Here is a 22386-nt window from a genome sequence, read left to right as displayed (position 1 = left end):
CGTCAGGCCCGTCCTTCCAGAGATGAGGGGGTCAGGTCGGCGGCCAGCGCAGCTGCCCCGCCGGTGGAGCCGTGCCCGCCGCTGCCGCGCTCGCTGCCGGGCAGCTCGGGGACCGGCACGAACCGAGCCCGCACCACCGGCTGCACCACCAGCTGGGCCACCCGGTCGCCGCGGGAGAGCCGCAGCGTGGTGGTCGGGTCGAGGTTGACCAGGTTGACCTTGATCTCGCCCCGGTAACCCGCGTCGATCGTGCCCGGTGCGTTGACCAGGCTCAGCCCGAGCCGGTGCGCCAGCCCCGAGCGTGGGTGCACGAAGCCGGCGAACCCCTCGGGGATCGCGACGGCGACCCCCGTGCCCACCAGCGCGCGCTGGTGCGGCGCGAGCACCACGTCCTCGGCCACGCACAGGTCGGCGCCGGCGTCACCGGGCAGGGCGTAGGCCGGGAGGACGGCGGCGGCGCCGAGGACGACGGGCACGTCGACGACGGCGGCCACGCCGGCCGGGGGCTGCTCGGGCAGGGGAACGGGCACGGCGGCGAGGCTAGCCGCGCCGACCGGTGCCCGTGCGGGCCGACCCGGCGGTCAGGCGCCGGGAGCGGACGGCGGCAGCACGAGGTCGGCACGCAGCCGGTCGGCCAACGCGGCCGTCGCCCTGCGGTTGCCGCGGGCGGCCAGGGTCGCGCCGACCAGCAGAGGTGCCACCGACGTCGTGCTCCGGGCCAGGCGGCGGGTGATCCGACGCCGCAGCGCAGCCGTCCCGGCCGTGCTCAGCGCGGCGAACAGCCCACCGGAGGAGGTGCTCCCGACGGCCCGCTGGGTGCTCCAGCTGGCCAGGTACGCACCGGCTCGGGCCCGGGCATCGCCCGGCGCCGGCCGGCCGGCCAGCTCGTGCAGCTCCCCGACCAGGACCACCTCGACGGCGGCCACCAGCACGGTCTGCGCACCGAGCTCCAGCGGGACGGCGACCAGGGACGGTGGCGCGAACCACTGCGCCGCGGCCAGACCGCCGGTCGCGGCGCCGACCCCACCGGTGAGCCGGGCCGCCCGGGCGACGAGGGCGTCGGCGATCTCCGCGTCGGAGGCGCCGGGATGAGCCCGTCGCAGCCGGGCCCCGTCCCGGATCGGGAGCCGGGGGGCAGCCGCGTCCAGGAGGTCGCCCAGCAGACCGGAGGGGGCCGAGTTCCCACGGGTCGTCCCACCGCGGTCGTCCGTGCCCGCGGAGCCCTCGCGCCCGGAGCCGGCCCGGGCGTCCCGGGCCGCGGCGGTGACCGCGGAGACGACGTCGGCGAGCACACCGGTCGCCGCCCGTGCACCCGCGGCCGTCCGGCCCGGTCCGCCGCCGTCCCGTCCGCGGGTGCCCACGCCGGGTTCGTCCCGGCCGAGCAGCCCGGCCACGGCGTCGGCGAGAGCCCGCGCAGCGGCGCCGAGGCCGCTGTCGGCGCCGACGACCTCACCCTCCACCGGCGTCCCGCCCACGGGGCGCGGCGGCGGGACGTCACGCGGCTGCTGGCTCATCGGTTCCCCTCGACGACGACGTGCTCGAACTGCTCCCTCGCAGGGTCCCACCGCGAGCCGGGTGACGTACTGGGACGGCCCCCCTTGCAGGGCCCCGCCACCGAGCTCGCGAGCGGTGGGGGGCAAGGGGGTCCTTCTTCAGGCCGCGCAGTCCCGGCAGACCGGCTGCCCGTTGCGGGTGGCCGCCAGCCGGCTGCGGTGGTGCACCAGGAAGCAGCGCGAGCAGGTGAACTCGTCCTCCTGCTTGGGCAGCACGCGGACGGTGAGCTCCTCGTTCGACAGGTCCGCTCCGGGGAGCTCGAGGGCCTCGTTGAAGTCGGTCTCGTCGACGTCCACCGAGGAGGACTGCGCCTCGGCCCGACGGGCCTTCAGCTCCTCCAGGGAGTCCTCGCCGAGCTCGTCGGCCTCGTTGCGCCGGGGGGCGTCGTAGTCCTGGGCCATGGTGTGCCCCTCACTCTCTCTTCGTCGCGGGCGCACGGCCCGCTCGTCTGCCGTCGGCGGCGGGCGCCGACGGCGGTGGTGCCGGCCGCCAGGAGCGGCCGGGGGTGTCGCGCCGGTCCGGGAGCCACATGGCCCCTGTCCCGGGTCGCTCGGTGGTGCACCGGACTGGTCCGGGTCGACCGGTGGGCGAGCACGCCTCCTGGTCGTCCCGGCGTCCTGCACCCAGCCAGCCGCCCAACGCCGTCCGGCCCCGGTTTGTGCCCGCCTGTCGGAGACCGACACATCGGGACCTCCGGGAGGCCGGCCGAGCCGAGGAGCGCCAGAGGCTACCCTGCCGCCGTGGGGACTCCAGTGGGTGCTGATCCGGGGGTCGTCGGCCCTTATCTGGCGACTGCTCTCGGGCACGAGAAGTGGCGATCGGTCCGGGTCGAGCTGATCGCCGCGGGCATGTCGAACCTCACGTACGTGGTGACGCCGGAGGGCGGCCCGGAGGACGACGTGGTGATCCTGCGCCGGCCGCCGACGGGTGCGGTGCTGGCCACCGCCCACGACATGGTGCGCGAGCACCGGGTCATCTCCGCGCTGGCCGGCACCCCCGTCCCGGTGCCCCGCACGTTGCACCTGGCCACCGACACCTCCGTGCTGGGCGCCCCGTTCTACGTGATGGAACGCGTGGTCGGCGTGCACGTGGTCAACGAGCTGCCGCCCGGGTACGCCGACGAGCCGGCCCAGCGCGGGGCCGTGGCCGACGGCCTGATGGACACCCTCGCCGCCCTGCACGCCGTCGACCCCACGTCGGTCGGGCTGAGCGACTTCGGCCGCCCGGAGGGGTTCCTGGAGCGACAGGTGCGCCGCTGGACCAAGCAGTGGGACGCCACCCGCGACACCGACCGGCCGGAGCTGGACGCACTGGCCGCCCGGCTGGCCGAGACCGTGCCCGCCACCCGGCGCACGGGCATCACCCACGGCGACTACCGGCTGGACAACTGCCTGCTGGACCCCCAGACCCCCGGCCGGGTGCGCGCCGTCCTGGACTGGGAGATGTCCACGCTCGGCGACCCGCTCACCGACCTGGGGATGCTCTTCGTCTACTGGCCGCAGGCCGGCGAGGAGCGGGCCGTCTCCGTCTCGCAGGTCACCACGCTGCCCGGCTTCCCGACCCGGCTCGAGCTGGCCGAGCGGTACGCCGCCAGCAGCGGCGCCGACCTGTCGGACCTGAACTGGTACGTGGGCTTCGCCTACTTCAAGTTCGCCGCGATCGTCGCCGGCATCGTGGCCCGGTCGGCGGCCGGCGCGATGGCCGGCAAGGACACCACCGGCTACGCCGACAAGATCGACCCCTGTGTGCAGCTGGGACGCGCCGCACTCGAGGACGGTGCGCTGTAGCCGCTCCGGACGCCGCTAGGGTCGACTGCGTGTACGTGCCGGCCGCCGTGAGGACCCAGTGACCGAGCTCGCCGACGACACCGCCGAGCGCGGACCCGACGCCCCGCGCCGCAACCGCCGGCCGGTGCCGGCCCTGGTGTTCCTGCTGGTGCTCGCCCTGGCCGCCATGGGCGTCTGGTGGAACGTGCTCAGCGACGAGAAGGCCCGGGAGCAGGCCGAGGAAGCGGTCTGCAGCAGCGCCAGCAACGTGCCGACCGAGCTGGACCCGGCCACGGTGTCGATCAGGGTCTACAACGCCACGGACACACCCGGACTGGCCAGTGAGGTCACCACGACCCTGCAGAGCCGCGGGTTCGTCGTCACCGAGACCGCCAACGACCCCAGCACCGCCGACGTGACCGGGGTCGGGGAACTGCGGTTCGCCGGCCCGGGACGGGAGGCCGCCGACTTCCTGCGGCTGTACCTGCCCGGCGCCACCAACCGCGTCGACACCCGCTCCACCGGCGTCGTCGACCTCGTGATCGGGCCGGACTTCGCCGGCCTGGCCAGTGAGGAGGAGGTCGCCGCCGCACTGCTCGAGGCGGCGAGCGCCGAAGCGGACTGCTGACCCGCCGCGCGTCCCCGGTCAGCCGGCGGCGTGCAGCCGGTCCAGCAGCGCGAGCAGGGGCTCGGCGACCGAGTCGGCCACCGCGACCGCCATCGGCTCGGCGAACGGGCGGCCACCCGTCCCGGTGACGACCAGCCCGGCCTCCGCGGCGATGAGCGCGCCGGCCGCGTGGTCCCAGGGCTTGAGGTCCAGCTCGTAGTAGGCGTCCACCCGGCCTGCCGCTGCCGCGCACAGGTCCAGCGAGGCGCACCCCCAGCGGCGGATGTCCCGCACCTCGGGGAGCAGCTGCGCGACGACCGCGCCCTGGGCACGGCGCTGCTCCACCCGGTACCCGAAGCCGGTCGCCACCAGGGTCTGCTCCAGCGAGGCCGGGGAGCTGCCGTGCAGCTGCATCGCCGCCGCCCCAGGGGCGGTGAGCCAGGAACCCCGACCGCGGACCGCGGTGAACAGCTCGCCGGTGCCGACGTTGAGCACCACGCCGACCTCGATGCGCCCGTCGACCTCGCCGGCGATGGAGACGGCATAGGCGGGCAGGCCGTAGAGGAAGTTCACCGTGCCGTCGATCGGGTCGACCACCCAGCGGACGCCGCTGGTGCCCGTGCGGGACGCGCCCTCCTCCCCCAACACCCCGTCGTCCGGCCGGGCCTCGAGCAGCCGGCGCACGATGAGCTCCTCGCTGGCGGTGTCGACGGCGGTCACGACGTCGACCGGGCTGGACTTGGTGTCGACCTGCTCCGCGGCGCGGCTGCGCCCCGCCCCGACGAGGACTGCCGCCTCCTCGGCGGTGGCCCGGGCCAGCTCCAGCAGCTCGGTGGACAGGTCGGGCACGGGGGTGCCGGAGGTCATCACGGAGAGCGATCCTGCCCGACCTGTGCGCCGTCCGCGGCGGGGGTCGCTAGCCTGCCTCCCGTGCAGGGCTTCGGAGTGGACATCGGTGGCAGCGGCATCAAGGGCTGTGTGGTCGACCTGGACAGGGGGGAGCTGGTCGGGGCACGGGTGCGCATCCCGACCCCGCAGCCGGCCCTGCCCGACCCGGTCTACGGCGTCGTGGCCGACATCGTCGGGCAGTTCGGGTGGGAGGGACGCATCGGCGTCACCTACCCGGGGGTGATGAAGCACGGGGAGGCCTTCACCGCCGCCAACATGGACAAGAGCTGGATCGGCACGGACATGGCCGCCGGGCTCGAGGCGGTCATCCCCGGCACCGTCCAGACGCTCAACGACGCCGATGCCGCCGGCATCGCCGAGATGGCCTACGGCGCCGGCCGGGGTGAGCGCGGTCTGGTGCTGATGCTGACCTTCGGCACCGGCATCGGCAGCGCGCTGTTCATCGACGGCACCCTCGTGCCGAACACCGAGTTCGGCCACATCGAGGTCGACGGCCAGGACGGCGAGAAGCGCGCGTCGGCGTCGGCACGGGAGCGCGAGGAGCTCAGCTACCCGCAGTGGGCCAAGCGCGTGGACCGGTACCTCGACACGCTGGAGGCCAGCCTCTGGCCCGACCTGATCATCGTCGGCGGCGGGGTGAGCAAGAAGGCGGAGAAGTGGGTGCCGCTGCTGTCCACCCGGACCCGGGTCGTCGCCGCCGAGCTGCTCAACGACGCCGGGATCGTCGGCGCGGCACTCGCAGCCGAGCAGCACATCGGTCAGTGACGACGGACTGACGTCGGCCCCCCTCCTCCCCGTCCGGGGCGGGGGGCGGCCTGGGCACCGGGTCGCGCGCACAGAACCTGTGGACCCCCGCGTGCGCGTCGTTACAATGGGAACGCCCCACCGCGACGCTCCCCTAGCCAATAGATCATCCCCACTCCCGGCCCGGCGAAACCCCGCACGGCGTGCGTCTCGTCCGGTCCCTCGGTGGGCCCTGTCACGCCCGAGCGTCGTCCGGGCCGCTGCCCGCAGGCCACCGCGGCCCTCCAGGAACGCACTGCAGTAGCACGGGAAGGAACCCGAGTGCCCGCCGACCAGCCAGGACCGGACGCGACCACGGTGAGCAGCCAGAGTCGCAGCAGGACGGTCGCCGCCCGTGCCAGCGCCTCGTCGACCACCGCACCGGTGACCGCGACGGGCAAGAAGGCCCCGGCCAAGAAGGCCCCGGCGAGGAAGACCGCCTCCCGCAAGCCGACGATCAGCCCCTCCCCGGGCACCGGTGAGGGCACCGTCCTCACCGCCGTCGCCTCCGACGGGGCGACCCTCGCCGTGGTCGACGCCGGGGCCGAGGGCCTCAAGCTCGACGAGACCGTCGTGACCGGCAAGGACGGCGTCGCCGTCGCCGAGACCGAGGAGAAGGACGCCGAGCCCAGCGGCGACTTCGAGTGGGACGACGAGGAGGAGTCCGAGGCGCTGCGGCAGGCCCGCAAGGACGCCGAGCTCACCGCGTCGGCCGACTCGGTCCGCGCCTACCTCAAGCAGATCGGCAAGGTCGCCCTGCTCACCGCCGAGGAGGAGGTCGACCTCGCCAAGCGGATCGAGGCCGGCCTCTACGGCGCCGAGCGGCTCCGCCAGGTCGAGGAGGACGGCCAGAAGCTCTCCCCGCAGATGCGCCGGGACCTCAACTGGATCGTCCGGGACGGTGAGCGCGCGAAGAACCACCTGCTGGAGGCCAACCTCCGTCTCGTGGTCTCCCTGGCCAAGCGCTACACCGGCCGCGGGATGGCCTTCCTGGACCTGATCCAGGAGGGCAACCTCGGACTCATCCGCGCGGTCGAGAAGTTCGACTACACCAAGGGCTACAAGTTCTCCACCTACGCGACCTGGTGGATCCGGCAGGCCATCACCCGCGCCATGGCCGACCAGGCCCGCACCATCCGCATCCCGGTGCACATGGTCGAGGTCATCAACAAGCTCGGCCGCATCCAGCGCGAGCTGCTCCAGGACCTGGGCCGCGAGCCCACCCCGGAGGAGCTGGCCAAGGAGATGGACATCACCCCGGAGAAGGTGCTGGAGATCCAGCAGTACGCCCGGGAGCCGATCAGCCTGGACCAGACCATCGGCGACGAGGGCGACAGCCAGCTCGGTGACTTCATCGAGGACTCCGAGGCCGTCGTGGCCGTCGACGCGGTCAGCTTCACCCTGATGCAGGACCAGCTGACCAGCGTGCTGCAGACGCTGTCGGAGCGGGAGGCCGGCGTCGTCCGGCTGCGGTTCGGGCTCACCGACGGCCAGCCGCGCACCCTGGACGAGATCGGCCAGGTCTACGGCGTGACCCGCGAGCGGATCCGCCAGATCGAGTCCAAGACCATGTCCAAGCTGCGCCACCCCAGCCGCTCCCAGGTCCTGCGCGACTACCTGGACTGAGAAACACCCCCTCCTCCCCACCCTTCGCACGCTCAGGGCGGGCCCTTGGAGGGGGCCGGGCGAAGCCCTCTCTTGCTGCAGGGGGCCGCTCCAGCACGTTGCCTGCGGCCGGTGACCCGAGCGGGTGACCGGCCGCTGGTGTGTCCGGGCGCGCGAGCGGGTCGACCGCTCCCATCGGGTGATGCGGTGGTGTGCGACGGCACGCACCGGGTAGACGGCGTAGCGTGGGGGACGTCAGAACAGCAGCGGACCCACACACCGCCAGCCGGTGACAGCACCACCCAGCACGTGCACCATCCGGACCCAGTTCCGAACCAGTGACGTCCCCTGCTGACCCGCTCCACCCGCACCTCGAGTGTCACGGCCGCATCTCATTCGGCGAGTTCGTGCACGACAGGCGCAGGAACGGGAACACGAGGGGCCATCCTGGCGCTGTGCAGGAGGCCGATCCGCAGCCGCGGGTCCGTGCGGTAGAGAGCGAGTGATGAGCCAGATGACCCAGACGCTGACGACGACCCCGCCCACCGAAGAACTCGTCGTTCCCTTCCACTGCGACCGTTGCGGTGCTCTGGCCAAGGTGCGAGTGGTCCTCCCGAGTGGGAGTGACCTCGTCTTCTGTGGACACCACGCACGTGAGTACGAGGACAAGCTCCGCGACATCGCGGCCGACATCATCGAGACCGACGGCGAGGCGCGCCTCTCCAACTGAGTGGGCCAACTATCGTCGCGCCAGCGATGAAGCCCTCACTCGACGAAGCCGCCGACAGCCCGGACCCGCACCGCGGGGTCGGGGGGTCGGCGGCTTCGTCGTCGTCGGGACCGGCCACCGGTCCCCCGCGATCCGGAGATCGACCGATGCCGCAGGAACCCCGCGGGGTCTCGGACACCGTGCGCCTGCAGCCCGACGGCACCGTCGGCAGCAGCCGCCCGGCGCCGCCCGCACCGCCGGCCCCGCCCAAGGCCGGGCCCGCCGACTCCCCGGCCGCGGCCGAGCCGCCGGCACGCGTCGGCACCGCCCAGGGCACCGCTCCCGAGCCGTCCGCGGAGTCCGAGCCACCGGCGGACGCCGAGCAGCCCGCGGACGTCGAGCAGCCCGTGGACACCGAGCAGCGCGGGGAAGCGCAGCCACCCGCGGACAGCGAGCCGTCAGCGGACACCCCGCAGCCCGGGGACACCCAGGTGATCGGCCCTCCCGTCGAGGCAGGCGGCCCCCCGCCGCCCGCCGCACCGGAGCAGCCCCTGGTCCCCGGGTCACCCACTCCAGCCGCCACCTCGCCGGCCGACTCCCCGACGGTCGCGGACGCCCCGGTGGGTGGTCCTGCGGTCGAGGACACCGCCGTGGTCACCCGCGTGGACACCCCAGCCGCCGCATCCGTGGACACCGGCAACGGGGACGCGGCTCACCGGAAGGCCCCGACCGGGTCCTCGCCCGCCGCTGCTCCGCGCGGTCCTGGCGGGCCACCGCCGGCGGGCACCACCGGCGCCGGGGACGGCAGCGACGGCGGCGACGGGAACAGCGCCCCCGCGTGGCGCCGACGCAGGGTGCTGGTGCCTGCCGCCGTCCTCCTGACCCTGGGCGTCCTCTACGGCGCCGACCTGGCCCTGGCCGGAGGCGACGTCCCCCGCGGGACGGCCGTCGGCGGCGTCGACGTGAGCGGCCTCTCCCCCGCTGCCGCCGCACAGCGGCTGGAGGGCGACCTGGCGCCGAAGGTCGCCGCCGACCACCCGGTGGTGGCCGACGGCGTGACGGGCGTGCTGCACCCGGCGTCGGCGGGGATCGCCCTGGACGTGCCGGCCACCGTGGACGCCGTCGACGACCAGCCCCTCAACCCGTGGACCCGCTTCACCTCGCTGTTCGCCGAACGCGACGTCGACGCCGTCCTCACCGCCGACGAGACGGCGCTGGACGCGCAGCTCGAGCAGCTCGCCGCCACCGTCGACCGGGCGCCGGTCGACGCGACGATCACCCTCGACGGCACCGAACCGTCGCTCGTGGAGCCGGTCGACGGCCGGACCCTGGACCGGGCCGGCGCTGCCGAGGCGATCACCGCGACGCTGGCCGCGGGTGGCGCGGTCGACGACCCGATCGAGCTCCCGGTCGAGGTGACCGAGGTGCAGGTGGCGGCCGAGGAGGCCGCGCGGGTGCTGGAGGAGACGGTCGTCCCGGCGCTCTCGGCCCCGGTCACCGTGGTCGGCCCCGCCGGCTCGGAGTCCGTGGAGGTCCCGGTCACCGCGATCGCCGCGTCGCTGACGTTCACCCCCCAGGACGACGGCACCCTCGCCGTCGCGGTCGACCCGGCGACGCTGCAGGCGGAGATGGGCGAGGCCTTCGGCGTCTTCGGCTCCCCCGCCCAGGACGCCCGGTTCGAGGTCTCCGGTGACACGATCGCCGTCGTCCCGTCGGTCGACGGCCAGGGCATCAACCCGGCCCAGCTGGCCGACCAACTGCTCCCGGTGCTCACCGAGCCGGCTCCGCGCACGGTCACCGGTGTGCTGGGCCCGGTGCCGGCCTCCCTCACGACCGAGCAGGCGCAGGCGCTGGGGATCACCGAGAAGGTCAGCTCCTTCACCACCGAGTTCACCAACCAGGCCAGTGGCACGAACATCCGCGTCGTGGCGGCGGAGGTCGACGGCGCCCTCGTCCGACCGGGCGAGACCTTCAGCCTCAACGGGTACACCGGTCCCCGCGGCACAGCGCAGGGCTACGTCCCGGCGGCGGTGATCAGCGGCGGCGAGCTGTCCAAGGCGGTGGGCGGTGGCATCAGCCAGTTCGCGACCACCATGTTCAACACGGTGTTCTTCGCGGGGCTGGAGGACGTCTACCACAAGCCGCACAGCTTCTACATCAGCCGCTACCCGGCGGGACGTGAGGCCACGGTCTACGAGGGCCAGATCGACCTCAAGTGGCGCAACGACACCGACACCGGCATCTACGTGCAGACCGAGTGGACCCCCGGCTCCCTCACGGTCACCTTCTGGGGCACGAAGTACTACGACATCGAGTCGATCAGCAGCGAGCGCCGCAACATCCGGGAGCCCGCCGTCCAGGAGAAGGTGGACGAGGGGAACTGCACGCCCCAGTCGGGGTCGCGCGGCTTCGACATCACCGTGACCCGGGTGTTCCGCGACCTCGACAGCCAGGCCGAGCTGCGTCGGGAGGACTTCGAGACCCGCTACGCCGCCGAGGCGATCATCTCCTGCGTGCCCCCGCCCGCGCCGCCCGCCGACCCTGCTGCCGGGGACCCGGCAGCCGGCGGTACGACGCCGGCCGGCCCGCCGGCCACCACGCCGACCACCCAGCCGCCCGCCCCGGCCGGCTGACGTCGGGGGCGGACACCGAGGCACTCCGGACACCCCGGCCGTGCACACTGGACCCGTGGCCTCCGTCGTCCCCCGCAGCTCAGCGGCGCACGCCGGTGACCTGGACGGCGACACAGTCGGGACCCCACCGGTGACCGAGCAGCCTGTCGATCAGGAGTCCGGGAGCGCTGAGAAGCCACCTCGGCGCGGGCTGGTCGGCCGGCTGCCGACGCCCCTGCGGGTGCCGCTGCAGGTGCTGGGCCGCACGCTGGCCAAGGCGTGGAACGACCGCATCCTGGGGTTGTCCGCGGAGGCCGCGTTCTGGCAGATCCTCTCGGTCCCCCCACTGCTCATCGGGCTGCTGGGCTCCCTGGGCTACCTCAGCTCGTGGATCGGCGAGGATGCGGTGCGCCAGATCGAGAGCGAGCTGGTCAGCGCGTCCGCGGAGGCGCTGACCCCCGGCGTGGTGGCCGACCTGGTGCAGCCGACCCTGAACGACATCCTCGGCTCCGGCCGGCTGGAGATCGTCAGCATCGGCTTCCTGATCTCGCTCTGGGCCGGGTCCTCGGCGACGGCGACGTTCCTCAACACAGTGGTCATCGCCTACGACCAGCGGGACGTGCGGGGCCCGATCAGGACCCGGCTCATGGCGCTGTGGCTGTTCATCGTCGGGCTGGTGCTGGCCGTGCTGACGCTGCCGCTGCTGGTGCTCGGCCGCGGGACGCTGGTCGCGCTCATGCCCACCGACTGGCAGGGCACCGCCGCCCTGCTGGTCAACGCCGTCTACTGGCCGCTGGTCGTCATCGCCCTGGTGCTGGGGCTGACGAGCTTCTACCACGTGATCCTGCCGCGGCGGCTCCCATGGCACCGGCACCTGCCTGGCGGGCTGTTCGCCGTCGTCTTCTTCACTGGCGCAGCGGTCGTGCTGCGCAGCTACGTGGCCGACATCCTCACCGTGGCCCTGCCCTACGGTGCGCTGGCCGCGCCGATCGCCGCGCTGCTGTTCTGCTTCCTGCTCGGCATGTCCCTGCTCCTGGGCGCCGAGCTGAACGCCACCATCGAGGCGTGGTGGCCGGCCCCGCGCCCGCGGCACGATCGGCGCCGGCAGCGCCGCCGGGCGGCGAAGATCGAGCTCGAGGCGCAGAAACTCGGCCTGAGGTAGCGGGTCGGTCCGCCCAGCACGGGCTGGCCGGCCCCGGGCGGGCTCCCGGCCCGAGCCGGAGCGAGGGGTCGGGGGCGGGGGCCTCCCGCTACTTCTTGAGCTGGTTGTAGACCTCCTTGCAGGCCGGGCACACCGGGCTGCCGGGCTTGGGGGTCTTGGTCACCGGGAAGACCTCGCCGCACAGCGCCTCGACCATCGTCCCCATGACCGCGCTCTCGGCGATCTTGTTCTTCTTGACGTAGTGGAAGACCTCGTTGGCGTTGCCGGTGTCGGACTCGCGGACGTCCGGGCGCTCGAGGATGTCGCTGCTGCTCACGGTCTGCTCCCTCGGTTCGGGGGTCCGGACCGGGGTCCGGTCCGTACGGGGTGCCCCCATGATGGCAGGGTGCCGTCGACCCCCCGCTCCCCCAGCCCGTCCACCGCCGTCCTGTCCCCGGAGGTCGCCGACGCGCTCGAGGGAGGCCGGCCGGTGGTGGCGCTGGAGAGCACGCTGCTGGCGCACGGCCTCCCCCGCCCGGAGAACCGCAGGGCAGCCGACCAGATCGAGGACGCCGTCCGGGCCGGTGGTGCGGTGCCGGCCACCATCGCCGTGCTGGACGGCGTGCCCCACGTGGGGCTGACCGCGGCGGAGGTCGACCGGCTCTGCGCCGACCCGGAGCTCGCCAAGCTCGGGGTCCGCGACCTGCCGATCGCCGTGGCGCAGGGGCGCAGCGGAGCCACCACGGTCTCCAGCACGGCGCTGCTCGCCGCCCGGGCCGGCATCGGCGTCTTCGCCACCGGCGGGCTCGGCGGGGTGCACCGGCACGCCGCCGACACCTTCGACGAGTCCGCGGACCTGGTGGCGTTGGCGCGCACCTCGCTGGTCGTGGTCTGTGCCGGGGTGAAGTCGATCCTCGACGTCCCGGCCACGCTCGAGCGCCTGGAATCCCTGTCGGTCAGCGTCGTCGGCTACCGCACGCACCGGTTCCCCGGCTTCTACGTCGCCGACTCGGGCTCCCCGGTCGACTGGTCGGTGGCCTCCGCCGCTGAGGCGGCACGGGTGTTCGCCGCCCGGCGGGAGCTCGCCCCCGGCGCGGTGGTCGTGGCCAACCCGCTCCCGGTCGACCAGCAACTGGACCCGGCGCTGCACGACCGGGTCATCGCCGACGCGCTGGCCGCGGCCGACGCCGCCGGGGCGCGCGGCAAGGACGTCACCCCGTTCGTCCTCGGGCACCTGCACGCGGCCAGTGGTGGCGCGAGCCTGGAGGTCAACGTGCGACTGGTGCTGCGCAACGCCGAGCTGGCGGGGCAGATCGCGGCCGAGCTCGCCGCGCTCCCCCGCTGATCCCGGCCGTGGCGACGCCCCCGGTGGTCGTCGTGGGCGACGTCTGCACCGACGTCGTCGTCCTGCTGGCGGGTGCACCGGCACCGGGGTCGGACCGGCCGGCGTCGATCACCACGCGGGGCGGCGGCGCCGGGGCCAACGTGGCCGCGCACCTGGCGGCGCTCGGCACCCCGGTTCAGCTCGTCGGCTGCGTGGGCGCGGATGTCGCCGGGGAGGCACTGCGCCGTGAGCTCGCGGCCGCGGGGGTGGCCCTGGCGGTGCGCGTGGTCGACTCGGCGCCCACCGGGACGATCGTCAGCCTGGTCGAACTCGGCGGGGAACGGAGCATGCTGGCCGACCGCGGCGCCAACCTGGCGTTGCGGCCCGCCGACGTACCGGCACCCGTGACCGGCGGGCACCTGCACCTGTCGGGCTACACCCTGCTGGACGCCGGTCCACGCGCCGCCGGGCTGGCCGCCCTGGCGGCGGCGCAGCAGGCCGGCTGCACGATCTCGGTCGACCCGGCCTCGACCGGCCCGCTGACCGGCCACGGGGTCGACCGGTGGCTCGCCGACACCGCGGCGGCGACCCTGCTGTTGCCGAACGCGGCCGAGGCCCGCCTGCTCACCGGTCGCGCCGACCCTGCAGCGGCCGCGCGGGAGCTGGCGGCCCGGCACCCGGTGGTCGTGGTCAGCCTGGGCGCCGACGGCGCACTGTGGGCGGCCGGCGACCTGCTGGTGCACCGGCCGGCGCACCCGGCCGCGGTGGTGGACACCACCGGTGCCGGCGACGCCTTCACCGCGGGGGTGCTGACGGCGTGGACGGCGGCGGGCGAGGACCCCGACCCGACGGCCGTCCTGGAGGCAGGCCTGGCGCGGGCCGCCACCGTGGTGGGACGGCCCGGCGCCCGCTGACTCACATGTCGATGACGCGGGCCCTGCTGCTGCCGGACTCCAGGATCCGGTCCGGCGCCGGCGGCCGGTAGCGGTTCATGTCGATCTTCTTCTTCGGCGGCCGGTCGTTGGCCATGACGACGGCGATCCACGGCAGCACGGTGCCGAGGACGGCGAAGACGGCCATCAACCAGATCGAGTAGGTGTAGGTCATCGCCGCCAGGACGAGGCTGACGCCACGGATCGCCATGGTGATGGCGTAGCGCTTCTTCCGAGCGGCGTGCTGGTCGACCTGGCTGGGCTCGGCCTCGGTGATGAGGACCGGCTCGTTGCGGCTGCTGGACTGGCTGGAGGCCACGGACGCCCTTCCCTGGACCGGCCGGGGGAAGGGCGGCGGTGGTCGGCTGGATCGCCCATGCGGGTGGTGCGACCGGCCCCCGGAGCCCCCGGCTCCTGAGACCCATGGTGCCACTCGATCGTGCGCGATGCAGGGGTCCGGCGACACCGTCCGTGCTGCGCCTCAGTCGGTCCCGGACCTCCCGGCCCGCGCCTCCTTCGCCGCCTGCTTGGCGGCCTGCTTGGAGCTGCGCACCTCGGCCAGCGACGCCGGGCCGGTGATGTCGGCGACCGACCGGCGCGCCCCCTCCTGGCCGTAGTCGCCGGCGGCCTGCCGCCAGCCGGGCGGGGTGACGCCGCACTGCTTGCCCAGCAGGGCCAGGAAGATCGCCGCCTTCTGGGCGCCGAACCCGGGCAGCTCCCGCAGCCGGCGGAGCAGGGTGGCGCCGTCCGGGACGTCGGCCCAGACGGCGTCGGCCCGGCCGTCGTACCGCTCCACCAGCGCCCGGGCGAGCTCCTGGGTACGGCCGGCCATCGACCCGGGATAGCGGTGCACCGCCGGTGGGCCGGCGAAGTGCCGCTGCAGCACCTCGGGGTCGCACTCGGCGAGCTGCACCGCCGACAACGTCTCCACGCCCAGCCGGTCGGCCAGCAGCCGGGGCCCGGCGAACGCCCGCTCCATGGGGAACTGCTGGTCGAGCAGCATCCCGATCAGTAGCGCGAGCGGATCGCGGCTGAGCAGCTCGTCGGCGGCAGTGTCCTGGGCGATCCGGATCGTCGGCACACGGAGATCGTGCCGCAGCACGCCCCAGACGCACCCACCCGCCGCCACAGCGACCCGGCTGTCCTCGCCCGGTCGACGACTGCCGGGCGCCCAGCAGCACGGCCGACGCTGCGACCCGTCAGGCTCGCCGCAGGCGGTACCAGTGCGGCGCGGTGCGCTTGAGCGGGCCGGGCATCCCGGCCACGTCGGCGGGCTCGTCGTCCACGAGGGTCCAGCCGGGAAAGGCCGTCTCCACGTCGCCGCGGCCGGCACCGCGTGGCAGGAGCGGGCGCCGTCCGGGCCGGAAGGCCAGCAGCAGCAGCGTTGCGTCGCGGGCGGCGACGGCGGTGACCCGCTCCCCCATGACCGCCCGCTGGCCGTCCGTCAAGCCGTGGAAACACCCGACGTCGAGGAAGAAGGCGACCTCGCCCACCTCGCCCAGGTGGAGGTCGGTGACGTCGCCCTCGAGGAACCTGACGTCCAGCCCGTCCTCGGCAGCCCTCGCCCGGGCCTGCCGGACCGCGGCACCCACCGCATCGATCCCGGTCACGCGCCACCCCCGCTGGGCGAGCTGGAGGGAGTGGCCCCCGGTCCCGCAGCCGAGGTCGAGTGCCGGCCCGTAGGGCGGGGTCCGCTCGGCCTCCTCCCGGTGCACCAGGGCGGTGAACTGAGCCGCGGCGCCCCGTCCCGCACGCTCCCAGGGGGTGATGCCGAGGCGGTAGGCGAGGGCGTATCCGGTGCTCATGGGCACCTCTCATCAGTTCGGTCCTAGTTGGACTAGGACGAATACAGGTAGCGTGCTCGCCATGCCGCAGCCTGTCAACCGGCGGTCCTACAGCTCTCCGCTGCGGGCCGAGCGTGCGAGGGGGACCCGTCGCCGGGTGATCGCGGCGGCCGTCGAGCTCTTCCTCGCCCGGGGCTACGCCGGCACGACGCTGGCCGCGGTGGCCGCCGGGGCCCAGGTGTCGGTCGACACGGTCTTCCACCTGTTCGGGAGCAAGCGCGGGTTGCTGCAGGCGGCGATGGACACCGTGATCGGTGGTGATGACGCCGACGTGCCGCTGCTGGAGCGACCTGATCCACAGACGATGCGGACCGAGACCGATCCACGCCGGCAGATCGCACTGTTCGCCCACGGCATCCTCGGCCAGCTGGAGCGGATCGCCCCGGTCGACGACATGCTGCGCAGCGCTGCCGCGGTCGACGCCGACGTCGCCGCACTGCGGGAGGACCTGCACCACCGGCAGCGGCGCCAGGCCATGACGGCCGTCGCGGGGTGGATCGCGTCGAACAGCCCCCTGCGGGACGCGATGCCGGTAGCGGAGGCAGCCGCCATCCTGTGGACGCTCACCAGCCCCGAGCTGCACCACATGTTCCGGGTCGACTGCGGCTGGCCTCCGGACCGGTACGAACGCTGGCTGCGCACCACACTGGAAGACGGCCTGCTGCCTTGACAGGCCGCGAGCCGGCCGAGACCCGGGCGGTCAGCGATCGGTGTGGCCGGGCGCCGCTGGGAGTGCGGCCGCGGCGCGGCGCTCGACGCGCGCCTGGACCAGCAGGGCCGCGGTGACCGCCATCCCGGCTCCGACGGCGAGGGCAAGCATCGGCAGCGCGCCGTCATCGGGGGCCAGCAGACTGCGGTCCTCCTCCTGCCAGGGCCACAACGCTCGGAGCGACCCCGCCATGAGCCCGGTCATCAGCGCCAGGGTCAGGGCGTGATGCCGACGCAGCGCGGCCTGCAGCGCCTTGACGAACAGCCCCAGTCCCAATGCCGCCCCGAGGGCGAAGGCACCCAGGTAGCCGACGTCCCGGTCGTTGACCGCGGCCAACGTCGGTTGGCACAGCCCGACGGTCAGCAGGAGGAAGGAGCCGGACACCCCGGGCAGCACCAGCGCGCAGATGGCCACCGCGGCAGCGGGGACGACCAGCGTGAGCGGCGGATCGACGTCGCCGCCGGGTGGCAGCCCGGTCAGCAGGAACGCCACGCCGGCGCCCAGCACAGCGACAGCGACGTCCCGCCCGGCCCAGCGGCCCACCATCCGCGCGGGGACGACGATCGAGAACAGCACCAGCCCGGAGAAGACCGCCCGCGCCCCGACCGGGTGGTCCTCGACCAGCGGCTCGAGGAGCCGGGCCGCGACCATGACGGCGACGACCATGCCGATCAGCACCGGGACGATCGTGGGCCAGTGCGCCCGGCTCAGCTCCGTGCGGGCCGGCGCCCACCGCCCGGTGAGCGCCAGCCGCGAGGCCGTCACGACGTGCCCGGCACCGTCGATGAGCCGTTCGTACACCCCGACGACGAGTGCGACCGTGCCCCCGCTGACCCCCGGGACGACTTCGGCGGCGCCCATCGCCATCCCTCGGAGGACGTGGCCGGGAGCGTGTGCGAACCCCGCTCCCGGGGCCGGTGGACCGGGACTGCCGTGCTCCGCTGGGTGCATCGCCCGAGAGCTACCGCCGTGCACTGATCCGGTCAGACCTTGGTGTTGCGCTTCACCCAGCCGAAGGCGGCGGTCGCGACGAAGAGCACGGCGCCGATGACGAGCAGCCAGAACAAGCCCTCCACGACCGCACCGATGACCACGAACGCCAGCCACAGGACAAGCAGCAGTGCGATGAACCCGAGCATGAGGATCCCCTCTCCGTCGTCTCGGAGGATCTGCCCGTCTCCTTGCCGTCGGACACCCGTTCGGCGCGATCGTCACATGACCGCCACGAATGCGACGGGGCACCGCGGTCTCGGTTCCGGCTGACCCGCCGCGGCCGAACTGGGCCGGCCGGGCGTTTCTTGACTGCTTCAAGGAAACGGGCCACGATGACCCCGTGCCCGACCTTGCGGAGTTGGAGCGCGACCTGCGGTCCGCGGGCCTGCGCGTCACCCGCCCCCGCCTGGCAGTACTCGACGCCGTCCACGCGCACCCGCACCTCGACACCGAGGCCCTCATCGGCGCCGCGCGCACCCGCCTGGAGTCGATCTCCCACCAGGCCGTCTACGACGTCCTGCGGGTGCTCACCGACACCGGTCTCGTCCGGCGCATCCAGCCGCAGGGATCGGTCGCCCGCTACGAGGCACGCGTCGGCGACAACCACCACCACCTGGTCTGCCGGGACTGCGGCGTGATCGTCGACGTCGACTGCGCCACCGGTGCGGCGCCGTGCCTGATGCCGTCCGGTGACGCGCCACCCGACTTCGTCGTCGACGAGGCCGAGGTCATCTACTGGGGCCGGTGCCGCTCCTGCGCCACCGCACCGGCCGCCCCGTCCACCACCGCCCGTCCCGCAGAGAGAGGCAACCCGTGACCGAATACGACAAGTCCCAGGTCAGCACGGCCGACCACGACAAGACCGAGGTCGCCAAGGCCCAGTCGGAGAGCACCAGCGAGAGCGAGAACCCGGCGATCAAGGCGCCGGAGCCGGCCACCAACGGGCGCCCCCGCACCACCCGCGACTGGTGGCCCAACCAGGTCGACGTCCAGGTGCTCAACAAGACCTCCAAGGACTCCGACCCGCTCGGCGCCGACTTCGACTACAAGGCCGCCGTGGCCACGCTCGACGTCGAGGCGGTCAAGCGCGACGTCGTCGAGGTCATGCGCACCTCGCAGGACTGGTGGCCGGCCGACTGGGGCCACTACGGCCCGCTGTTCATCCGGATGTCCTGGCACGCCGCGGGCACCTACCGCATCGCCGACGGCCGCGGTGGCGGTGGCGAGGGCGGGCAGCGCTTCGCCCCGCTGAACAGCTGGCCGGACAACGCCAACCTGGACAAGGCCCGCCGGCTGCTGCTGCCGGTCAAGCAGAAGTACGGCCGCAAGCTCTCCTGGGCCGACCTGCTGGTGCTGGCCGGCAACGTCGCGCACGACGACATGGGGCTGAAGACCTTCGGCTTCGCCTTCGGCCGCGCCGACAACTGGCAGCCCGGCGAGGTCTTCTGGGGCCCGGAGGACACCTGGCTCGGCGACGAGCGCTACGCCGATGACGCCCCGCTGGACCTGGATGACGGCCACCTCGCCGCCGTCACCATGGGACTGATCTACGTCAACCCGGAGGGTCCGCAGGGCAAGCCGGACCCGCTGGCGTCCGCCCACGACATCCGCGTCACCTTCAGCCGGATGGGCATGAACGACGAGGAGACCGTCGCGCTGATCGCCGGCGGCCACACCTTCGGCAAGACGCACGGCGCGGGCAACCCCGAGCTGGTGGGCCCCGAGCCCGAGGGCTGCCCGGTGCACGGCAACGGCATCGGCTGGGTCAGCCAGTACGGCACCGGCAAGGGCGCCGACACCATCACCAGCGGCCTCGAGGGCGCCTGGACCCCGACGCCGACCCAGTGGGACAACACCTACTTCGAGATGCTGTTCAGCTACGACTGGGAGCTCACCGAGAGCCCGGCCGGCGCCAAGCAGTGGAAGCCGAAGAACCCCGAGGCACAGGAGCTCGTCCCGGACGCGCACATCGAGGGCAAGAAGAACGCCCCGATGATGGCGACCACCGACCTCGCCCTCATGGCCGACCCGGGTTTCCGGGAGATCTCCGAGCGGTTCTACAACGACCCGGAGTACTTCGCCGACCAGTACGCCCGGGCGTGGTTCAAGCTGCTGCACCGCGACATGGGCCCGAAGAGCCGCTACGTCGGCCCGGACGTCCCGGCCGAGGAGCTCATCTGGCAGGACCCGGTCCCGGCCGTCGACCACGAGCTCGTGGGCGAGGCGGAGATCGCCGACCTCAAGGCCCGGCTGCTCGACTCGGGCCTGACCGTGTCCCAGCTGGTGCACACCTCCTGGTCGGCAGCGGCGTCCTACCGCGGCACCGACAAGCGCGGTGGGGCCAACGGGGCGCGGCTCCGCCTGGAGCCGCAGATCAACTGGGCGGCCAACCAGGGCGTCGCCGACGTGCTGCCGGTGCTGGAGCGGGTGAAGAGCGACTTCGAGTCCCACACCGGCAAGCGGGTGTCGCTGGCCGACCTGATCGTGCTCGGTGGCACCGCGGCGGTGGAGAAGGCCGCGGCCGACGCCGGCGTGCAGCTCACCGTGCCGTTCTCCCCCGGCCGCACCGACGCCAGCCAGGAGCAGACCGACGTCGAGAACTTCCGCTGGCTGGAGCCGCGGGCCGACGGCTTCCGCAACTACCTCCAGCCGGGCAGCAAGCTCGAGCCGGAGACGCTGCTGATCGACCGCGCCTACATGCTGGAGCTGACCGCGCGGGAGATGGTGGTGCTCCTGGGTGGACTGCGGGTGCTCGGGGCCAACACCGGCGGTGTACAGCACGGCGTGTTCACCGACCGGCCGGGCGTCCTGTCGCAGGACTTCTTCCGCAACCTGCTGGACCTGGGCGTCCAGTGGCGCACCTCGGTGCAGGACGAGGACGTCTACGAGGGCCTGGACGCCGACGGGAACGTCGTCCGCACGGCGACCGCTGTGGACCTGGTGCTCAACTCCAACTCCATCCTGCGCGGCATCGTCGAGGTCTACTCGGGCGACGACATGCAGGAGAAGTTCGCCGAGGACTTCGCCACCGCCTGGGTGAAGGTCATGGAGCTGGACCGCTACGACCTGCGGTAGCCATCCCCACCCGGACGCCCCGGCCCGCCTCGTGCGGGCCGGGGCGCCCGCGCGTCCGGGCCTCTGCACGGTGGGAGGACATCGAGGAGAACGGCGAGGCCGAGACGCTGGCGGAGGCGCAGGCCCGGCCCGTCCCCGACGTCGACGGCTCCGCGCTGCGCGACTGCCCACCGGCCTGAGCCGAGGACGGGCTAGAGGGCCAGCAGCAGCGCGGTGAAGGCCAGGCAGGCGCCCCCGAGCAGCGGGACGTGTGCCCGTCCTGACCCGGGCAGCTGCTGCTTGAGGCTGGTGAGGACGATCGAGCCGGCCAGCAGCGCGGAGAGGACCCGCACGGCTGCGTCGCCGAGGTCCACCGCGGCCCCGATCCCCCAACCGACGAGGACCGCTGCGGCCAGGACCCACCGCCCCAGCCGGTCGTAGGCGCGCGGGTCCTGGTCGCGCAGCGCGATCTCGCCGACGAGGTACCGGGCGGACAACGCGACCGTGTAGAGGACCAGCTCCGTCGGACCGGGGCGGACCTGGTGCACCAGCAGGTACCCGACGAAGAGGTTGAAGACCAGGTACAGGGCGCCGCTGGCCCAGAACGGCCACGGGGTCGACGTGCCGCCCTCCTGCCGCTGCTCCCGGCGGTCGGCGTCCTGGGCCCGGTCGAGCACCGCGTAGTACAGCAGCAGGCCGGCCAGCGCGACGAGGAACGGACGTTCGGCCAGCAGGCCGAGCAGCCCCTGCCCCGGACCGGCCGGAGCCGCGGTGACGGGCTGCGCCAGGTCGGGGAGCAGGCGCCCGAAGACGTAGGCGATCGCCAGTCCGCCGGCGAACGACTGGAACCTGGCCGACCCGGGCGACACGCGCCGGCGGATCCGCGGGACCAGCAGCTGCACGACCACGAGCGCACCGGCGGCCACCAGGGCCGCCAGCGGTACGCCGCTCCCGGTCAGCTGGACAGCACTCGACATCAGGTGGCGCCCACTCCGCACTCAGACAGCCGCGCCTGCGCGGCTGGTGCGCCCCGCTCCCGCTCGCGGACGCCGCCCTTGCGCCGGTGCAGCGTGAGGGTCATGACCACCACGACCAGGGCACCGACCCCGGACACGATGGTCTTCTCGTCCGGCAGCGCGTCCTCCACCGTGGCGTGGCTCTCCTCGTGCGGCCGCAGCCGGTGCCAGATCTCCTCCGCCCCCTCGTAGCAGAGACAGGCGCCGCCGACCATGAGGATCGGGGTGAGGAGGAAGGGCAGGAACTCGCTGAGCAACAGCACCGCGGGCAGGATGATCAGCAGCTCGTTGCGCAGCGACCCGAGGGCGATCTTCCGGATGATGGGCAGTTCGCGCTCGGCGTTCAGCCCGTGCACGTACTGCGGCGTCACCCCGGCAGTCTCCCGCACCGGGGCAGCCGAGCCGGGTGACCGTCACCTCGATCGGGAGGCGACCGTGCCGGAGCGTCCCGCGCGGCCGCCACCGCACGGGTCACCGCGTTGCGCGAGCAGTTGACGGCCACCGGTCACGGTCAGATCGGCGCTCGGTCCTGACGCTCGCCCCTCCGGCGCCGGCCCGCGCCAGGACCTGCTCGTAGACCCCGAGCGTCTCCTCCGCCATCCGTCGCGCCGTGAACTGCTCGACGTACCTGCGTCGCCCGGCCCGGGCGTATCGGCGCCGCAGCTCGGGGTCGGCGAGCAGGTCGCCCAGCGCGCGGGCGAGGGCGGAGAGGCTGTCGAGGTCGCCGACCGCCTGGGCGAGCGGGATGGAGTCGGCGAGCTCCTGGGCCTTGGTGCGGATCTCGCCCGGGTTGCCGGTGTGCGCGGCCAGCCGCGCCTCGAGCAGGGT

Annotated in this window: 25 protein-coding genes; 12 read left to right on the top strand and 13 right to left on the bottom strand. The window is 73.8% G+C overall.

The genetic code is table 11. From position 1 onward, the window contains the following. Nucleotides 1-2: 2 nt before the first annotated feature. The 3 genes from dut to G5C62_RS03365 form a co-directional block, all read right to left on the bottom strand. Nucleotides 3-530 (bottom strand): dUTP diphosphatase, encoded by a 528-nt coding sequence (gene dut / locus G5C62_RS03375; protein ID WP_081975436.1) that lies wholly within the window; start codon nucleotides 528-530, stop codon nucleotides 3-5. A 51-nt stretch (nucleotides 531-581) separates the two neighbouring features. Continuing rightward, entirely contained in the window at nucleotides 582-1514 is a 933-nt protein-coding gene (locus G5C62_RS03370) for a hypothetical protein (protein WP_164699966.1), read from the bottom strand. A gap of 138 nt (nucleotides 1515-1652) precedes the next feature. Further along, the gene (locus tag G5C62_RS03365; protein ID WP_036336978.1) at nucleotides 1653-1955 is read right to left on the bottom strand and encodes a DUF4193 domain-containing protein; all 303 of its coding nucleotides are present in this window, start codon (nucleotides 1953-1955) and stop codon (nucleotides 1653-1655) included. A 339-nt stretch (nucleotides 1956-2294) separates the two neighbouring features. On the opposite strand from G5C62_RS03365, the gene G5C62_RS03360 reads away from it, so the two are divergent. Both G5C62_RS03360 and G5C62_RS03355 read left to right on the top strand, forming a co-directional pair. Further along, on the top strand, nucleotides 2295-3341 hold the full coding sequence (locus G5C62_RS03360) for a phosphotransferase family protein (RefSeq protein WP_164699965.1): 1047 nt from the start codon (nucleotides 2295-2297) through the stop codon (nucleotides 3339-3341). Between the two features lie 58 nt (nucleotides 3342-3399). Further along, nucleotides 3400-3948, top strand: a complete 549-nt coding sequence (locus G5C62_RS03355) for a LytR C-terminal domain-containing protein (protein ID WP_241175678.1) — start codon at nucleotides 3400-3402, stop codon at nucleotides 3946-3948. Between the two features lie 18 nt (nucleotides 3949-3966). On the opposite strand, the gene G5C62_RS03350 is transcribed toward G5C62_RS03355, so the two are convergent. Then, nucleotides 3967-4794: an inositol monophosphatase family protein gene (locus tag G5C62_RS03350; RefSeq protein ID WP_164699964.1), complete on the bottom strand. Its 828-nt coding sequence runs from the start codon at nucleotides 4792-4794 to the stop codon at nucleotides 3967-3969. Nucleotides 4795-4857: 63 nt separating this feature from the next. Between G5C62_RS03350 and ppgK the strand changes: the two genes are divergently transcribed. The 5 genes from ppgK to G5C62_RS03325 all read left to right on the top strand — a co-directional run bounded on the left by ppgK (nucleotide 4858) and on the right by G5C62_RS03325 (nucleotide 11707). Continuing rightward, on the top strand, nucleotides 4858-5601 hold the full coding sequence (gene ppgK, locus G5C62_RS03345) for a polyphosphate--glucose phosphotransferase (RefSeq protein WP_206330447.1): 744 nt from the start codon (nucleotides 4858-4860) through the stop codon (nucleotides 5599-5601). A 300-nt stretch (nucleotides 5602-5901) separates the two neighbouring features. Beyond that, the gene (locus G5C62_RS03340; RefSeq protein WP_164699963.1) at nucleotides 5902-7245 is read left to right on the top strand and encodes an RNA polymerase sigma factor; all 1344 of its coding nucleotides are present in this window, start codon (nucleotides 5902-5904) and stop codon (nucleotides 7243-7245) included. 484 nt (nucleotides 7246-7729) lie between these two features. Continuing rightward, nucleotides 7730-7954, top strand: a complete 225-nt coding sequence (locus G5C62_RS03335; RefSeq protein ID WP_231558401.1) for a hypothetical protein — start codon at nucleotides 7730-7732, stop codon at nucleotides 7952-7954. Between the two features lie 146 nt (nucleotides 7955-8100). Continuing rightward, nucleotides 8101-10566, top strand: coding sequence for a VanW family protein (locus G5C62_RS03330; protein ID WP_164699962.1), 2466 nt, complete (start codon nucleotides 8101-8103; stop codon nucleotides 10564-10566). Between the two features lie 55 nt (nucleotides 10567-10621). Next, nucleotides 10622-11707 carry a YihY/virulence factor BrkB family protein gene (locus G5C62_RS03325; protein ID WP_164699961.1) on the top strand — a complete coding sequence of 362 codons (1086 nt, stop codon included), beginning with the start codon at nucleotides 10622-10624 and terminating at the stop codon, nucleotides 11705-11707. Between the two features lie 88 nt (nucleotides 11708-11795). Here G5C62_RS03325 and G5C62_RS03320 read toward each other — a convergent pair whose 3' ends face one another. Further along, nucleotides 11796-12023 carry a DUF3039 domain-containing protein gene (locus tag G5C62_RS03320; RefSeq protein ID WP_036336993.1) on the bottom strand — a complete coding sequence of 76 codons (228 nt, stop codon included), beginning with the start codon at nucleotides 12021-12023 and terminating at the stop codon, nucleotides 11796-11798. Between the two features lie 69 nt (nucleotides 12024-12092). Here G5C62_RS03320 and G5C62_RS03315 point away from each other — a divergent pair, with 69 nt between their 5' ends. Both G5C62_RS03315 and G5C62_RS03310 read left to right on the top strand, forming a co-directional pair. Further along, nucleotides 12093-13031 (top strand): pseudouridine-5'-phosphate glycosidase, encoded by a 939-nt coding sequence (locus G5C62_RS03315; protein WP_206330446.1) that lies wholly within the window; start codon nucleotides 12093-12095, stop codon nucleotides 13029-13031. Nucleotides 13032-13039: 8 nt separating this feature from the next. After that, a complete protein-coding gene (locus G5C62_RS03310) occupies nucleotides 13040-13924 on the top strand; it encodes a carbohydrate kinase family protein (RefSeq protein WP_164699960.1) in 885 nt (294 codons plus the stop codon). A 1-nt stretch (nucleotide 13925) separates the two neighbouring features. Here the strand turns inward: G5C62_RS03310 and G5C62_RS03305 are convergent, their stop codons facing one another. The 3 genes from G5C62_RS03305 to G5C62_RS03295 form a co-directional block, all read right to left on the bottom strand. Further along, nucleotides 13926-14261 (bottom strand): DUF3099 domain-containing protein, encoded by a 336-nt coding sequence (locus G5C62_RS03305; protein WP_164699959.1) that lies wholly within the window; start codon nucleotides 14259-14261, stop codon nucleotides 13926-13928. Between the two features lie 162 nt (nucleotides 14262-14423). Then, nucleotides 14424-15023: an HhH-GPD-type base excision DNA repair protein gene (locus tag G5C62_RS03300; RefSeq protein WP_164699958.1), complete on the bottom strand. Its 600-nt coding sequence runs from the start codon at nucleotides 15021-15023 to the stop codon at nucleotides 14424-14426. Between the two features lie 118 nt (nucleotides 15024-15141). Next, nucleotides 15142-15747, bottom strand: coding sequence for a bifunctional 2-polyprenyl-6-hydroxyphenol methylase/3-demethylubiquinol 3-O-methyltransferase UbiG (locus tag G5C62_RS03295; protein WP_164699957.1), 606 nt, complete (start codon nucleotides 15745-15747; stop codon nucleotides 15142-15144). Nucleotides 15748-15808: 61 nt separating this feature from the next. Between G5C62_RS03295 and G5C62_RS03290 the strand changes: the two genes are divergently transcribed. Then, nucleotides 15809-16456 carry a TetR/AcrR family transcriptional regulator gene (locus G5C62_RS03290; protein ID WP_164699956.1) on the top strand — a complete coding sequence of 216 codons (648 nt, stop codon included), beginning with the start codon at nucleotides 15809-15811 and terminating at the stop codon, nucleotides 16454-16456. Nucleotides 16457-16486: 30 nt separating this feature from the next. Here the strand turns inward: G5C62_RS03290 and G5C62_RS03285 are convergent, their stop codons facing one another. Together G5C62_RS03285 and G5C62_RS03280 are read right to left on the bottom strand one after the other, a co-directional pair. After that, a complete protein-coding gene (locus G5C62_RS03285; protein ID WP_164699955.1) occupies nucleotides 16487-17356 on the bottom strand; it encodes a DUF368 domain-containing protein in 870 nt (289 codons plus the stop codon). Nucleotides 17357-17478: 122 nt separating this feature from the next. Next, entirely contained in the window at nucleotides 17479-17634 is a 156-nt protein-coding gene (locus G5C62_RS03280) for a hypothetical protein (protein WP_036337003.1), read from the bottom strand. A gap of 194 nt (nucleotides 17635-17828) precedes the next feature. Between G5C62_RS03280 and G5C62_RS03275 the strand changes: the two genes are divergently transcribed. Together G5C62_RS03275 and katG are read left to right on the top strand one after the other, a co-directional pair. Beyond that, entirely contained in the window at nucleotides 17829-18305 is a 477-nt protein-coding gene (locus G5C62_RS03275) for a Fur family transcriptional regulator (protein ID WP_241175676.1), read from the top strand. Next, complete coding sequence (gene katG / locus G5C62_RS03270) at nucleotides 18302-20563, top strand: catalase/peroxidase HPI (RefSeq protein ID WP_164699953.1); 2262 nt, start codon at nucleotides 18302-18304, stop codon at nucleotides 20561-20563. The genes G5C62_RS03275 and katG overlap by 4 nt, the downstream gene beginning before the upstream one ends. 191 nt (nucleotides 20564-20754) lie before the next feature. On the opposite strand, the gene G5C62_RS03265 is transcribed toward katG, so the two are convergent. From G5C62_RS03265 to G5C62_RS03255, 3 genes are all read right to left on the bottom strand, one after another. Next, the gene (locus tag G5C62_RS03265; protein WP_164699952.1) at nucleotides 20755-21519 is read right to left on the bottom strand and encodes a hypothetical protein; all 765 of its coding nucleotides are present in this window, start codon (nucleotides 21517-21519) and stop codon (nucleotides 20755-20757) included. Beyond that, nucleotides 21519-21947, bottom strand: coding sequence for a DUF808 family protein (locus G5C62_RS03260; RefSeq protein ID WP_241175675.1), 429 nt, complete (start codon nucleotides 21945-21947; stop codon nucleotides 21519-21521). Before G5C62_RS03260 ends, G5C62_RS03265 begins: the two co-directional genes overlap by 1 nt. Nucleotides 21948-22029: 82 nt before the next feature. Next, nucleotides 22030-22386, bottom strand: a 357-nt coding sequence (locus G5C62_RS03255; protein ID WP_164699951.1) for a glycosyltransferase, incomplete at its 5' end; no start/stop codon positions are given.

This window comes from Modestobacter sp. KNN46-3 (genome assembly GCF_011039295.1).
Note: the sequence above shows the minus strand (reverse complement) of the source record. Positions and strands in the feature narration are given on the sequence as shown.